This window comes from Bifidobacterium sp. SO1 (genome assembly GCF_018555335.1).
Classification (GTDB): domain Bacteria; phylum Actinomycetota; class Actinomycetes; order Actinomycetales; family Bifidobacteriaceae; genus Bifidobacterium; species Bifidobacterium simiiventris.
The window spans coordinates 115,537-128,758 of record NZ_JAFEJR010000003.1; the positions used below are offsets into that span (position 1 = coordinate 115,537).

Below are 13,222 nucleotides of genomic sequence, written 5' to 3' on the forward strand. Positions count from 1 at the left end.
CGAACATACAACCGCAATGCCGATATTCGGCGGTAGACGAGGAGACACATGGAACTGAGGGAACTTGCTCTGGAGGTGGCGCGCATCGCGCAGGACGCCGGACGGCACGCGCTGGGCGACCAGATGAACCCGCGCGATCTCAAGGGTCTGCACTTGGCCGAGGACAAGCCGTCCACCCTTGACGTGGATAACCGGCTCGTGCGGTTCATCACCAACCGTATTTCGTACGTGGAGAACTTCAACGGCCTGTGGCAGGACCGCCCCGCCGAATGCCATCCGGGGGAGCGCTACTGGTGCGTGGGCAACATCGACGGCATCATCAACTACACGCGCAACATGCCGGAATGGGCCATCACGATCTCGCTGTTCGAATTCAACGAGGAGCTGTCCGCCCAGCCGATCCTCGGCGTCGTGCATGCGCCCGGTCTCGGCCTGACTTATCTGGCCGCCCGCGGCCAGGGCGCCATCCGTATCCGCAAGACCGCGGTCGGCGAGAAACGTGAGAAGATCATGCCGTCCACCACCGCGCATCTGGAAGGTTCGGTCGTCAGCTACGGCATGTCCTACGTGCCCACCGAATCGAAGCGCGCGCTCGACGTGGTGAGCGCGATCGCCGGTCAGCCCGCCGACATCAAGCGTATCGGCCCGGCATCGCTTGACCTGTGCAAGGTCGCCGATGGCACCTACGACGCGTATTTCGAGCCGCACCTGCACAAGTGGGATGTGCCCGCCGTATCCGCCGGTGCGGTCGTATGCTGGGAGGCACAGGCCAAGCTGCGCACGTGGAAGGGCGGCCAGGTGCATTGGCGCCGAGGCAACGACATCGTCGCCTCGAACGGCCTGATCATCGATGAGCTGCGGCCGTATTTGCAGTGATGGAACGGTTATGATCGTATCGTGATCGCAAACGATTGCTCCCCTCGGGCCCTGCCCAAGGGGAGCATGTCTGTTATGGAGGGAACCATGCCTCAGGAATTTGTGCAGGGCAAGGCCGAACAGGCCGTCGAACACGGTGAGGAGACGACGCGCGTCGAAGCCGTCGAGGCGCAGGAGACCGGTGACGTGCTTGATTCGGTGCTGGACGACATCGAATCCGTGCTCGAGACCAACGCCGAGGAATACGTGAACAGTTTCGTGCAAAAGGGCGGCGAGTGATGCCCCAGCTGCGCGACAGCGGCAACAGCGGGCCCGGCGCATCGGTGCCGTTCTCCCCGCAGTTCGAAGGATTCGCCCGCATCTTCGGCGTGGAGACCGAGTACGGGGTGTCCGTCACGGGTGCGACCCGTCCGATCGAGGCCGGGCAGGTCGCGATGACGATGTTCCGGCCGATCGTCTCCCGGTCGCGTTCCACGAACACGTACCTGTCCAACGGATCCCGACTGTATCTCGACGTCGGCTCGCATCCGGAGTACGCCACGGCCGAGGCCCGTGACCCGCTGGACGCGCTCGCCCAGGATCTGGCCGGCGAACTGGTGATGCGCCGGCTCGCCGTGCAGGCGCAGGAACGGCTGCGTGACGCCGGATCTGGCGAGGGGGCGCGCGTGCACGTGTTCAAGAACAACGCCGACTCCGCCGGACATTCGTTCGGATGCCATGAGAACTATCTTGTGCGCCGTTTCGTCTCGCTCGAACAGGTCGAGCACGAGTTGCTGCCGTTCCTCATCACGCGTCAGCTGTACACGGGCGCGGGCCGCGTTACCGACGAAGGCTTCGAGATCACCCAACGAGCCGATTACCTGGATGAGGCGGTGTCGTCGGCCACGACCAGGTCGCGTCCGATGGTCAACACGCGCGACGAACCGCACGCCGATCCGGAGGAATTCCGTCGTCTTCATGTGATCATCGGCGACTCCAACCGATCGCAGTGGGCGACCTGGATGAAACTCGCCGTGACCCATCTGGTGCTGTGCGCGATCGAAGATGCCGCGCGGCAAGGAAGGCCGAGCGGATTCGAATCGTTCGCATTGGCCGATGCGGGGGACGCCAACCGTGCGGTCAGCCGCGACCTGACCTGCCGCACTGCACGACTGCGGCTGGCCGATGGCCGCGAACTAGGCGCGTTGGACATCCAGCGCGGCTATCTGCATATCATCGAACGGTTCATGGCCGACCGCCGCGAACCGATGAACGATGCGCTGCCGCACGACACGGCCGAACATATCCTTGACGAATGGCGGCATGTGCTGGATCTGCTCGAGTCCGGGCAAAGAGCCAGCCTCGCGGATCGCATCGATTGGGCGGCGAAGCTGCGCCTGTTCGACGCGTTACAGGCACGGCATGCCGGCAAGATCCCGCAGTCGAAGCTCGAGCAGCTCGACATGGATTACCACGACATCGTCAACGGCACGCTGTACGACTCGTTGCTGCGGCGTGGCGCGATGACTCGGCTGCTGGGGGACGACGATGCCCGTCAGGCATTGAGCGAACCGCCGGACGATACCCGTGCCGCGCTGCGCGGACGATTCGTCGCCGCAGCGTTGGCCGCCGGCGCGCAGTTCTCCTGCGATTGGACGCGACTGACCTTGACCAGTCCCGAACATCGCGAGGTCGTGATACTGGACCCGTTCGCGAACGATCCTGCGCCGGAATACCGGCAACTGCTGTCCGCACTGTAGAGCGGAGGGCGTTGTCGTGCGCGATCCCGAGCATCGCGTACCGTCGCAGCCCGGGCATGAAAAAGCCCCGACCGTCCATGGTCGGGGCTTATCTCGTCTGTCGTTGCCGAGACTACCGAGCGGAACCGCTTACTCGGTGATTCACTCGGTGACGGCCTTCTTCAGCAGGGAGCCGGCGGAGATGCGGACACCGTAGGTGGCCGGGATCTCGATGGTCTCGCCGGTACGCGGGTTGCGGCCGGTGCGAGCGGCACGCTTGACGCGCTCAGCGGAGAAGAGACCGGTCAGCTTCAGGCCTTCGCCGGACTGCATGGCCTCGATGAACACGTCCTGGAAAGCGTTGACAGCCGCCTCGGCCTGGGCCTTGGTCAGGTTGGACTTCTGGGCGATCTTCGAGACGAGATCAGACTTGTTGTATGCCATAAAGCATCCTTCTTGAGTCAGGGGATGGCCCTCCTAGGTCGAACCATCCACACGTTCATACTGAATAATAGCGCACGATCGCGCCAAATACCGCATTTTTCAAGGGTTTTCGAGGGAATTTACCCCGAAAACGACACATTGGACGCACCTGCGACAGCATTTGACCGTCCCGGGGGAGCGGAACGGTCGACAAACGGCTCCACCATTGGGCTTACGCGATGTGCTGGTCGGCGATCAGATGAGGTTGCGCCGGTCCAGCCATCGCATCGCCGCCGCACCCAAGGGGATGCGTACCCAGAAGAACACCACACGGTACAGCAGCGTCGCCGACAGTGCAACACCGGCGGGCACGCCCATCGCGCCGAACGATACGGTCAGTGCCGCCTCGACGCCGCCCAGGCCGCCCGGGGTGGGCACCGACGAGCCGACCGCATTGGCGATCATGAAGATGAAAAACGTTTCGATCGGATTCGTCATGTATCCGAACGCCAGCAGCGCCACCCAGAACCCCAGACCGGTCGCCACGTTGAGCACCAGCATACCTGCGATGCTCGGCAGCAGCTTCACCGGATCGGACAGGGTATCGACCAGTTGGCGGGCATAGGTCTTCACCAACGGCAATATGGTGCGTGCGGCGAAATGCCGCACCGGCGGGATCATCATCGCCACGGCCAGTGTCATCAACACCACGCCAAGCACCACGATCAGGGTGTTCGTCGGGATCATGCTGCTCAACGCGTCGCTGCCGGTGAACAGGCCGACTACCAGCGTGAGCAGCACCGTGCCGACATAATACACGACCAGCACCGCGCCCATGATCGCCGTGGCAGCGGTGTTGCGGTAGCCGCTTTTGCGCAGGAATTGCAGGTTGACAAACGCCGGGCCCACGCCGGCGGGCATCGACACCATTGCGAAGCTTTGCGCCACCTGCGACATGAATATGCCCACGGGATCACGTCGCTGCCTGTCCACGAACGCACCGAGCTCCAACGCGGATCCCAGCCACGCGACGAGTCCGAACGCCAGACAGATCACGGCCATCGCCGGGTTTGCATTGCGCACCGCGGAGATCACCTCGTCGGGCTTGAGCTGCGTGAACATCACGGATACCGCGACCACCAGCAGCGCCAGTCCGATGAACGAGCGCACACTGAACCGCGACAGCGTCACTGGCTCCGTCGTCTCGGCGGCATCCTGCGGCACCAGATCACGCAACCGGGCGCGCAGGTCGTCCAGCACATGGTTGTTCCAGCCGTCCAACGCGCGCGTCGCCTTCGGTATCGCCGCCTTCTGCACGAACGGGATCAGCTCGATGATCGTGTCGACACCCCAGACGCTGCGTCCTGCCGCGACCGCACGTTCCGGGCCGATCAGGGCGGCCAGCAACGCCAGCAGCTGCACTTGGTCGAGTGCCACGTTCGCCGCCGTGCTTGCATCGTCGCCGTTCTGCCATCCCGCAATGATCGGCGTGCCCGACTCAAGCCGGGCCAGTGTGTTCGGCGTGATGCGGCGGTGCGTGTAGCCTCGTCTGTTCGCCACGGACAGGAACCGCATCAGCGCGATCGCGTCCTCATCGCTGATCGTGTTGCGGTTGCATTCGTGCATCGCGTCATTGCCCTGCAGGACCAGAATCGACGATTCTCCCGTATCCGCCACGCCGTAGACGCGCGGCGTGGGCAGACCGCAGTTATGCAGCCCCAGCAGCATCGCCATATGATGCTGCGTGGCCTCGCGCGGGGAACGGTCGCGCCGCGTGGACACGCCGGTGAAACGAATCCACTGCCACAGTTGGCGCATGTATCCGGCCGTATGCGATTGGCTGTCGAGCACCGAGATCACGAAATGGCGGCCACGGTCGTCCTGCGCGTCATAGCGGCGTGAGCGTTCGACCAGATCGTCGTCGAGCGAGGACCGGGACGCGGCTGCGGAAACGGACTCGTCGCTGTCGATATGCCGGGACAGATACACCAGATGCAGATCGATGCCTGCCAAGGCCTGCACCAGCTCCTCGCCCCACACGCCCTGATTCTTGGTGCCGACCGCGAACCGCAGCAGCATGCCGATCAGACGGCCGATCGCGAACGACACCAGCACGCCGGCCACGGAATTGACCGACAGCAGCACCAGCAGCGCCGCCACGGTGTACAGGATGTTCCAGCCCCATTTGACGGTGGATCTTGTACGTCGCGGCCCGCCCGCCGTCAGCAAAGCGGCGGCGCCGGCGTAGAAATCGGGCAACAGACTGGACCCCGTCCAGCTGTTGGGCGAACTCAATGCGGCGATCAGCGTCGCGTCGCCGAAACGCGTCACGGTCAGGGAAATGCCCCACACGGCGCCCAAGGCGGCGAACATCGCCAACACCGACAATGCGGCCTGCATCCATGCGCGACTCAGCAGCAGCTGCGCGACCACCATCACCACGATGGAAACGATGGCCAGCTGCTGCAACAGCGTGGTCGGCAGATCGACCATCCAATTGAGCGCCTGCCCGGCCGTGTGTGCGTCGGTCTCGACGCCGGTGGTGATGCCGCGCAGGTACATGGCCGACAGCATCGCAACGACCGCAAGCACCACGGACGCGCCGGCCCGCAGCAGGTCGCCGACGTCATGGATGCGCCTCGGCGGCACGTCGTCGATGACGGTCGTGGTGACCGGAGCCGTCCCCTCGTCCGTCATCTTCGGAGTGATGTTCGTAAAACGCGATTCCGCCGACGAGGCGGTGCGCTCGTCGGCGGAATCGGTCGCATGCTGTTGATCGCTCATCAGAACCCTTCGCGATTGACTGCGTGCATGTCAGTGCGGCTGGGCCGCCGTTCAGCGGTCGAAATCGACCAGCTTGCTCGCCACGCCCGTGTATGTGGCCGGGGTGAGCACCTTGAGGCGTGCGGCGGTTTCGGGATCGAAGGACTGCTGGTCGATGAACGCCTCGACCTGTTCCTTGTTGATCTCATGGCCGCGCATGAGCTCCTTGACCTTCTCATACGGCTTGTCCATGCCGGGCAGGCCCTTGAGCTCGCAGGCGCGCATCGCGGTCTGGATCGGCTCGCCGAGCACCTCCCAGTTCTCGTCCAGCTCGCGCGAGATCACATGGTCGTTCGGATGGATGGACTTCAGGCCGCCCATGAGGTTGTACAGGGCCAGCTGCGAGTAGCCGAGCGCCGAGCCGATGTTGCGCTGCGTGGTCGAATCGGTCAGATCGCGCTGCCAACGGGACTCCACGAGCGTGGCCGACAGGGTGTCGAGCAGCGAGCAGGAGATCTCGAAGTTCGCCTCCGCGTTCTCGAAGCGGATCGGGTTGACCTTGTGCGGCATCGTGGACGAGCCGGTCGCGCCCTTGACCGGCACCTGCGCGAACACGCCGCGCGAGATGTACATCCACACGTCCACGCACAGGTTGTGCATGATGCGGTTCGCGTGGGAGACGGTCGAATACAGCTCGGCCTGCCAGTCGTGGGATTCGATTTGCGTGGTCAGCGGGTTCCACGTCAGTCCCATGCGGTTCGTGACGAACTCGCGGGAGACGGCGATCCAGTCGACGTCCGGGCAGGCGGCCAGATGCGCACCGAACGTGCCGGTTGCGCCGTTGATCTTGCCCAGGTACTCCTGGTTCTCGATGTGCTTCAACTGGCGGTTGAGACGGTAGACGTAGACCGCGAGCTCCTTGCCGAGCGTGGTCGGCGTGGCCGGCTGGCCGTGCGTGAGGGACAGCAGCGCCTTGTCGCGGTATTCGTCGGCCTTGGCGGCCAGGTGGTCGATGATCTCCTTGAACGCCGGGGTCCAAACCTGCTCCATCGCGTTCTTCACGCAACGGGCGATCGACAGGTTGTTGATGTCCTCGGACGTGCAGGCGAAGTGCACGAGGGTTTTCAACGCGTCGTTGATGTTGGTGAGTTCTTCCGGGGCCTTGTCGATCTGGTCGTCGATGTAGTACTCCACGGCCTTCACGTCGTGGTGGGTGACGGCCTCGTGCGCGGCGTGCTGCTTGATACCCTCGGCGCCGAAGTCCTCGGGGATCGCGCGCAGAAACGCCTTTTCTGCCTCGGTGAACGGCTTGACGCCGTCGATGATCGGCTGGTTGCCGTTGCCGTCGAAGCCGTTCGCCAGCAGGATCATCCATTCGACCTCGACGCGCATGCGCTCACGGTTCAGGGCCGGCTCGCTCAGGTATTCGACGAGCGGAGCGGTGGCGTTGTGGTAACGGCCATCGAGCGGGGTCAATGCGATTGCGGGGGAAATATCAGTAAGCTTCATGGATTCTAGGGTACTTCCAGCCGTGAACCGGACGACAGGGCGGTGTCAACGACAGTCCGGCACATGCCCGATGCGTACGGTATTGCCGAATGCTTCGGCGAAAACGTACGAATGGGCGATGTCAGCGTACGGTATTGCCGAGGTCGTCAGCGGAAACGTACGCGAAGCAGCCGTCAGCGTACGGTTGTGCCGACGGTTCCGGCAATAACGTACTGTGGGACGCGGTACCGTGGAACGATGCGGAGGGAGGCCGGCATGGGTGCGCGCATATTGGTGATCGAGGACGATGCGGACATCAACGAAGTGACCTGCACGCGGTTGAGCCGTGCCGGGTTCGACTGCACGGCCGCATACTCCGGTTCGGAGGCACGGCTGCTGCTGGAACGCGGGGCGACCGGATCGTCGGACGGCGGCTTCGACTGCATCATCACCGACCTCATGCTGCCCGGATTGAGCGGGGAACAGCTGGTGACGATGCTGCGCGAACGCGGGGCCGGCGTGCCGATCATCGTGATCTCCGCACGCGACACCGTCGCCGACCGCGTGACCTTGCTCAAGCTCGGCGCCGACGACTATCTCGTCAAACCGTTCGATCTGGATGAACTCGTTGTGCGCGTCGAAGCGCAGTTGCGCGGACGCGGCTACGGGCATGGCCGCACAACCGACTCGGTTTCCTCGGTCGAGAAAGCACCGGAACCGGTCGCCTCGGATGATCGCGCATCCCTGCTCACCGCCGGCCGCTGGACGCTCAGCCCGGCCGCCCACACGTTCGCCATCGACGGGCGGCCGGTATCCCTCACCAACACCGAATTCAACATCATCGAACTGCTCATGGCCCATCCCAGCACGGTCTTCACCAAACAGCAGGTCTACGAACTGTGCTGGAGGGAACCGTACATGGTCGACGACAACACCGTCACCGCGCACGTGAGCAAGATCCGCGCCAAATTGAAACCCTCCGGCACCGACTCGTATATCAAAACCGTCTGGGGACTCGGCTTCAAGCTCGACGTGTGAGCGTCGTCGATCGTCATACTTTCGCAAGGTTTCCGTGAGACTATCGCATGAGGTGAGTGGCGATTGCGCAAGATCCGTTCCGTACAGTGGGGTGCATCATCCAAGGAAACGTAAGGAAAGGAACGGAAGATGGACGCGATTCGCATACGGTCGCTTGCCAAACGGTACGCCGGCAAACGCGCGGTCGACCATTTCGACATGAGTGTGCCGCAAGGCGCGATCTACGGATTCGTCGGCAAGAACGGTGCCGGCAAGTCGACCGTGATGAAAATGATCGCCGGACTCATCACACCGAGCGGCGGCGAGATCACGCTGTTCGGCAACACGTCCGACGGCGCCGGCAATGCAGGCGGCGGCGTGCAACGCGTCGGCGCGCTCATCGAGAACCCCGGACTGCTGCCGCACATGAGCGCTTTCGACACGATGATGGCACAGGCGCTTGCCCTTGGAGTGGCCGATCCGAAACCCGTATGCCGCGACCTGCTCGACCAGGTCGGACTCGGCACCGTCGGCCGCAAGACAACCGGCGGCTTCTCGCTCGGTATGAAACAGCGGCTCGGGTTGGCGCTCGCCCTCGTCGGCGGGCCGGATCTGCTGCTGCTTGACGAGCCACTCAACGGCCTCGATCCGGACGGTGCGCGCACCATGCGCAATTATCTGGTGCAGCTCAACCAGCAGCGCGGCATCACCATCGTCATCAGCTCGCACGTCCTCGACCAGTTGGAACGCATGTGCACCCACTACGGCGTCATCGCGAACGGCCACATGGTGCGCGAAATGACCGCCGAGCAAGTCCAAGCCGAATGCGGCGACAGCCTTACCGTACGCACCGCCGACACCGCGACCGCGCTCGCCATGCTCGAGGACCGGTTGCCGGACAATCCGACAGATCCGGTGCGCTTCGCCGCCGAACCCGACGGCTCGATCACCATCGCCGGCGGATTCGACGCGGCCGAAGTATCCCGAATCCTGCATGAAACCAACCAAACCATCCTCGAACTGTCCGCGAAATCGCACGACATGGAAGACTTTTTCGTCGCTCTCATGGACGACGCCCATACGGAAGGGAGCCGATGATGCTCAACTTACTGCGTTCCGACCTGTACCGACTCATCCACGGCCGTAAATTCTGGGTCGTCACCATACTGGTCATTCTGCTGACCGCCGGTCTGCTCACTACGCTGATGCTGCTCGGCGCCGCCACGGGAGCTGCGCAAACCGACACCGACGGCGTTTCGGTCACGACTAATGCCACCGCCGGATTGGCGGCGACCGCCCGCATGATGGACTCGCATACCGCGATGCTGGCCAGTTCGGGATTGGGCGGCGGTTCCGTGTTGGCTGTGTTCGTCTCCGTGCTGGCAGTGCTCGTCGTCATGGACGACTGGGATGCCGGATTCGTCAAGAACCTCGTCTCCGGTCGTCCGAGCCGGACTGCCTACATCGCCGGCCGATTGCTGCTGTCGGTGCTGCTGTCCGTATGGAACGCGGTCGTGGCTATCGCCTCGCTGGAACTGGCCTGCTTTGTGCTCGGCGTGCGGTTCCGTCGTACGGAGAGTTTCGGCTCGTATCTTGGGTTCTGCGGCTTGAAGATACTGGGCGCGGCCACGCTTGTGCTGATCGTCGTCGCCGTGACGATGATCGTGCGGAGCAAGGCGTTCGGCATCGCCGCCGCGGTGCTGGTCGGCGCGGGCATCATGGGATCGATGACGAACATCGTATTGTCGGTGATCGCCGCGTATGCGCCGTGGACCGGGCAGTTGACGCAATGGCTGCCGTCAAACAACGCGAAACTGTATTCCGACAGTGCCGGACTGTTCGCCACGACGGCCGGCGGCATGTCGCTCGGCATGCCGGTCTGGGCACATGCGCTGATCTGCTTCGCCGGCTGGATCATCCTGTCCGTCGGCGCGACGCTTCTCGTCAACCGCCGTCGCGACGTGTGCTGACAATCGTTGCCATGGTGATTGTGGGGTTGCTGGTCGGACTGGTTGCGGGGATCGCGATCGGGGCGGCGGTGTATGAACGCGAGATGCGGCGGATGGCCAGGTTTCTGCGTGATCGACCGGCGGGAAGCAACGCGCGGCTGAACGTGGAACTGCCCAGCGGGGCGAGCCGTGAACTGGCACGGGAGATCAACGTGCAACTGGATGCGATACAGGGCGAGCGGATCGCCGCGATGGCCAAGACGCAGGAGTTCCAGCGTGATCTGTCGTCGTTGGCGCATGACGTGCGCACGCCGCTGATGGGCGCACAAGGTCATATCCAACTGGCGATGACGAAGGATCTGTCTGCGGATGACGGACGTCACCTGACGGTGGCGCTGCAGAGGCTGGATGACATGCGCGGGTTGCTCGACCAGCTGTTCGCCTATGCGCGGGCGAATGATCCCGATCGCACGCTGGATCTTGAGCCGGTTGCCGTGCAACCGCTCGTGGCGGAGGTGCTGGTCGGCCATTATCCCGAGTTTGAGGAACGCGGCTGGGAGCCGACCGTCGACTTCGACGACGAACGGTTCACGCTGGAGGCTGACCGGACCGCATTGCGTCGCATCGTCGACAACCTCGTCACCAACGCGTTGCGGCATGGCAGCGGCGCTCCCGTGATCACGCAACGCGGCGATGCCGTCTCGTTCTCCAATCCGATCAGCGCCGAAGCTGCTGCCGGCATCGATGCCGCCAAACTGTTCGACCGGTTCTATCAGGCCGACGATTCGCGCGGCACACACGGCTCCGGCTTGGGACTCGCGGTCGCACAGTCCCTGGCCCGGGCCATGCATCTGCATCTGGCGGCACGCATCGACCGAGATCCTGATACGAGAACCAGCGGGATTGTCATCGTCCTCGAACCGGCACCTGGCATCATGCGTTCTTGACGACCCGACCGGGTGAAAAACCGGCGTTTCCCGGTCAGTCGTCTGCGAGCGTATCCGTATCGATGCGGTGCGGAGACGGGGCGGTGGTGATGCCTCCGTGCATCATGCGGCCGCGATAGTAGCGGGTCTCCTCAAGCTCGCCGTCAATGACCTGCTGGAAATGCCGTTCGTGCGCGTCGACGGCGGGAGAGCCCAGGTCGGAGGCATTCCGATAGGCGGCCTGATGGTATTTGAGCCAGTGCGTGATCTCCTTGTCGTCCGGAGCGTCCTTGACTTCGGCGCCGGCGTAGTCGCGGCTCCACGACGACGATGCGGTGCCGGGCATGCAGGCCACGTCATCGTCGACCGTGCCGGTCGTGATGCCGTTGGCGGTTTTCGTCGCATAGCCGTGGACGGTCAGCCAGTTTTCGGTCGTGGGATTCGCGGCCCCGTCGAGCGCGGCGACCAGTTCGTCCTCCATTTCGATGCTGGTCACCCACGTCTTCGACGGGATCGGATGATTCGCGACCGGGGAACCGGCCGTCACCACATGCTCGATGGTGTACTGATCGGCCATATCCGCGGCGATCGCCGCGGCGACGATCCCGCCTTGGGAGTGGCCGATCAGTGCGACCGGCTCGTCGGAGCCGATGCCGGCCTGACGCATTGCCTCGACCACCATGCGCGCACTGTCCGCGTTCATACGTTGTTCGGGATCGTCGCTCATCAACTCGACGTTCTGCGCCCATCCGAACGGCGAATCGTCCTCGCCGTCCGTGCCTGGGATCGTTACGAGCCAGCCCACCGAATCGTCCGCTCGCCGGTACTTCTGGATCGCTATCGTCGCATAGTCCAAACCACTGTTCAGCTCGATCGTGCCGAGCCGTTCCTCGGCCAGCCGGCGCAGGTTCTCCAATGCCTGTGAGACGGATGAGGACGCGCCCACCACCGGCGCCCTGCTCGAGACCTCCTGCACGTCGAGCATGTCGCCCTGCCTGAGATCCTTCCACGGCTTGGTGACCCGCGCTATCCGGCCGGCCGCCACGTTCACCTCGTCGGTGCGGCCGATCCCGCCGATCGGATTGATGCCGCCCACGAACGCGCCCAGACCGCTCATCAGTCCCTCGTGCGTCTTGGCCGACGAGGTCAGTCCCCAGATCGGGTTGAACCGGCCTTCATGTAGGGATCCGGCGAGCATGCCTCCGCCGGCCAGCGCGGCCCCGCCGGCGGCCGAGAACTTCGGCTGGCTTGACGATATGCCTTGCAGCAGCTCGTTGAGCAGACGGGTCGCCCATGATTCCGACTCCGCATACAGCGAGTGCGCCCGGATCAGTAGCAGGGCCATGCCCGACAGTTCGTCGGCGATCAGACGACACCGGTTCGCATGGTCGGTGCATCGTTCCACCAGGCGGGCGTACGGCAGCGTGGCATGTCCGGGCATGGCGGTTGAGGGACTGCCGGACGCGAGCGTGGCGCACAACGGCACGCTGAACCGTTGCTGCGTCAGCCGCAGCGCCGCGGTGGACCATGCATTCGAGACCGCGCGCCAATCGGACGACGCGTCATGCAAAGCCCGAGCGGCGGCCCGGTATTCCTCGAACGCCGCAGACGAATACCGTCGTCCGCCGTGAATGACCGAAGTGACCTGCCATCCCATCATGCACCGCCGGTCCATGCCAGACGGTGCGTGACGGCGGCGTCATCGCACATGCGCCGGGCTTGCGCATCACAGTCGGACAGTCGTCGCCGGAACAAGGTGGCGGCATTGCCCTCCCAGGCGATATCCGAGGATCGCACATGCGCGGCCGCGGCATGCGCCGCCGCGTCGACCGTGCCACGTTCATGCATGGCGATCAGATCGCGGCCGTCCGTCACGACGGCGCGGCAGGCACATGCGGGAGACGATGCGCCGAAGAACGGGAACCCGCCGCTGACCTCGAACGGGCTGGACGTGGGGAATGACGATGCCGATTGCGGGAAATATGCGTTGTTCATGTTCTCATTGAACGGGATGCGGCTGGGCCCGTCCAACGGATACGGGACTGTGGACGCAATCGGCGGT

At 64.1% G+C, this 13,222-nt stretch carries 12 protein-coding genes; 7 read left to right on the top strand and 5 right to left on the bottom strand.

From position 1 onward, the window contains the following. Positions 1-48: 48 nt before the first annotated feature. From JS541_RS04100 to pafA, 3 genes are all read left to right on the top strand, one after another. Complete coding sequence (locus JS541_RS04100; protein WP_214373220.1) at positions 49-876, top strand: inositol monophosphatase family protein; 828 nt, start codon at positions 49-51, stop codon at positions 874-876. An 87-nt stretch (positions 877-963) separates the two neighbouring features. After that, positions 964-1,155: a ubiquitin-like protein Pup gene (locus JS541_RS04105; protein WP_214373221.1), complete on the top strand. Its 192-nt coding sequence runs from the start codon at positions 964-966 to the stop codon at positions 1,153-1,155. Further along, entirely contained in the window at positions 1,155-2,615 is a 1,461-nt protein-coding gene (gene pafA / locus JS541_RS04110; protein WP_214373222.1) for a Pup--protein ligase, read from the top strand. The genes JS541_RS04105 and pafA overlap by 1 nt, the downstream gene beginning before the upstream one ends. Positions 2,616-2,756: 141 nt before the next feature. Here pafA and JS541_RS04115 read toward each other — a convergent pair whose 3' ends face one another. From JS541_RS04115 to purB, 3 genes are all read right to left on the bottom strand, one after another. Further along, the gene (locus tag JS541_RS04115; RefSeq protein WP_163228992.1) at positions 2,757-3,038 is read right to left on the bottom strand and encodes an HU family DNA-binding protein; all 282 of its coding nucleotides are present in this window, start codon (positions 3,036-3,038) and stop codon (positions 2,757-2,759) included. Positions 3,039-3,272: 234 nt separating this feature from the next. Continuing rightward, complete coding sequence (locus JS541_RS04120; protein ID WP_214373223.1) at positions 3,273-5,801, bottom strand: lysylphosphatidylglycerol synthase transmembrane domain-containing protein; 2,529 nt, start codon at positions 5,799-5,801, stop codon at positions 3,273-3,275. A gap of 51 nt (positions 5,802-5,852) precedes the next feature. Continuing rightward, positions 5,853-7,289, bottom strand: coding sequence for an adenylosuccinate lyase (gene purB, locus JS541_RS04125; protein ID WP_214373224.1), 1,437 nt, complete (start codon positions 7,287-7,289; stop codon positions 5,853-5,855). A 255-nt stretch (positions 7,290-7,544) separates the two neighbouring features. Between purB and JS541_RS04130 the strand changes: the two genes are divergently transcribed. The 4 genes from JS541_RS04130 to JS541_RS04145 all read left to right on the top strand — a co-directional run bounded on the left by JS541_RS04130 (position 7,545) and on the right by JS541_RS04145 (position 11,181). Beyond that, positions 7,545-8,306, top strand: a complete 762-nt coding sequence (locus tag JS541_RS04130; RefSeq protein ID WP_214373225.1) for a response regulator transcription factor — start codon at positions 7,545-7,547, stop codon at positions 8,304-8,306. A gap of 129 nt (positions 8,307-8,435) precedes the next feature. Continuing rightward, positions 8,436-9,383 carry an ATP-binding cassette domain-containing protein gene (locus JS541_RS04135; RefSeq protein WP_214373226.1) on the top strand — a complete coding sequence of 316 codons (948 nt, stop codon included), beginning with the start codon at positions 8,436-8,438 and terminating at the stop codon, positions 9,381-9,383. After that, positions 9,380-10,255 carry an ABC transporter permease gene (locus JS541_RS04140; RefSeq protein ID WP_214373227.1) on the top strand — a complete coding sequence of 292 codons (876 nt, stop codon included), beginning with the start codon at positions 9,380-9,382 and terminating at the stop codon, positions 10,253-10,255. The genes JS541_RS04135 and JS541_RS04140 overlap by 4 nt, the downstream gene beginning before the upstream one ends. Positions 10,256-10,275: 20 nt before the next feature. After that, the gene (locus JS541_RS04145) at positions 10,276-11,181 is read left to right on the top strand and encodes a HAMP domain-containing sensor histidine kinase (RefSeq protein WP_214373228.1); all 906 of its coding nucleotides are present in this window, start codon (positions 10,276-10,278) and stop codon (positions 11,179-11,181) included. Between the two features lie 34 nt (positions 11,182-11,215). Here JS541_RS04145 and JS541_RS04150 read toward each other — a convergent pair whose 3' ends face one another. Together JS541_RS04150 and JS541_RS04155 are read right to left on the bottom strand one after the other, a co-directional pair. After that, positions 11,216-12,817 (bottom strand): alpha/beta hydrolase, encoded by a 1,602-nt coding sequence (locus JS541_RS04150; RefSeq protein WP_214373335.1) that lies wholly within the window; start codon positions 12,815-12,817, stop codon positions 11,216-11,218. After that, positions 12,817-13,155 (bottom strand): hypothetical protein, encoded by a 339-nt coding sequence (locus tag JS541_RS04155; RefSeq protein WP_214373229.1) that lies wholly within the window; start codon positions 13,153-13,155, stop codon positions 12,817-12,819. Before JS541_RS04155 ends, JS541_RS04150 begins: the two co-directional genes overlap by 1 nt. Positions 13,156-13,222: the final 67 nt, after the last annotated feature.

What these genes read in the sequence shown, in the direction of transcription:
- pafA (WP_214373222.1), top strand. Translation starts at nt 1,155, where the DNA reads ATGCCCCAGCTGCGCGACAGCGGCAACAGCGGGCCCGGCGCATCGGTG.
- JS541_RS04100 (WP_214373220.1), top strand. Translation starts at nt 49, where the DNA reads ATGGAACTGAGGGAACTTGCTCTGGAGGTGGCGCGCATCGCGCAGGAC.
- JS541_RS04155 (WP_214373229.1), bottom strand. Translation starts at nt 13,155, where the DNA reads ATGAACAACGCATATTTCCCGCAATCGGCATCGTCATTCCCCACGTCC.
- JS541_RS04150 (WP_214373335.1), bottom strand. Translation starts at nt 12,817, where the DNA reads ATGGGATGGCAGGTCACTTCGGTCATTCACGGCGGACGACGGTATTCG.
- JS541_RS04105 (WP_214373221.1), top strand. Translation starts at nt 964, where the DNA reads ATGCCTCAGGAATTTGTGCAGGGCAAGGCCGAACAGGCCGTCGAACAC.
- JS541_RS04120 (WP_214373223.1), bottom strand. Translation starts at nt 5,801, where the DNA reads ATGAGCGATCAACAGCATGCGACCGATTCCGCCGACGAGCGCACCGCC.
- JS541_RS04130 (WP_214373225.1), top strand. Translation starts at nt 7,545, where the DNA reads ATGGGTGCGCGCATATTGGTGATCGAGGACGATGCGGACATCAACGAA.
- JS541_RS04135 (WP_214373226.1), top strand. Translation starts at nt 8,436, where the DNA reads ATGGACGCGATTCGCATACGGTCGCTTGCCAAACGGTACGCCGGCAAA.
- purB (WP_214373224.1), bottom strand. Translation starts at nt 7,289, where the DNA reads ATGAAGCTTACTGATATTTCCCCCGCAATCGCATTGACCCCGCTCGAT.
- JS541_RS04115 (WP_163228992.1), bottom strand. Translation starts at nt 3,038, where the DNA reads ATGGCATACAACAAGTCTGATCTCGTCTCGAAGATCGCCCAGAAGTCC.
- JS541_RS04140 (WP_214373227.1), top strand. Translation starts at nt 9,380, where the DNA reads ATGATGCTCAACTTACTGCGTTCCGACCTGTACCGACTCATCCACGGC.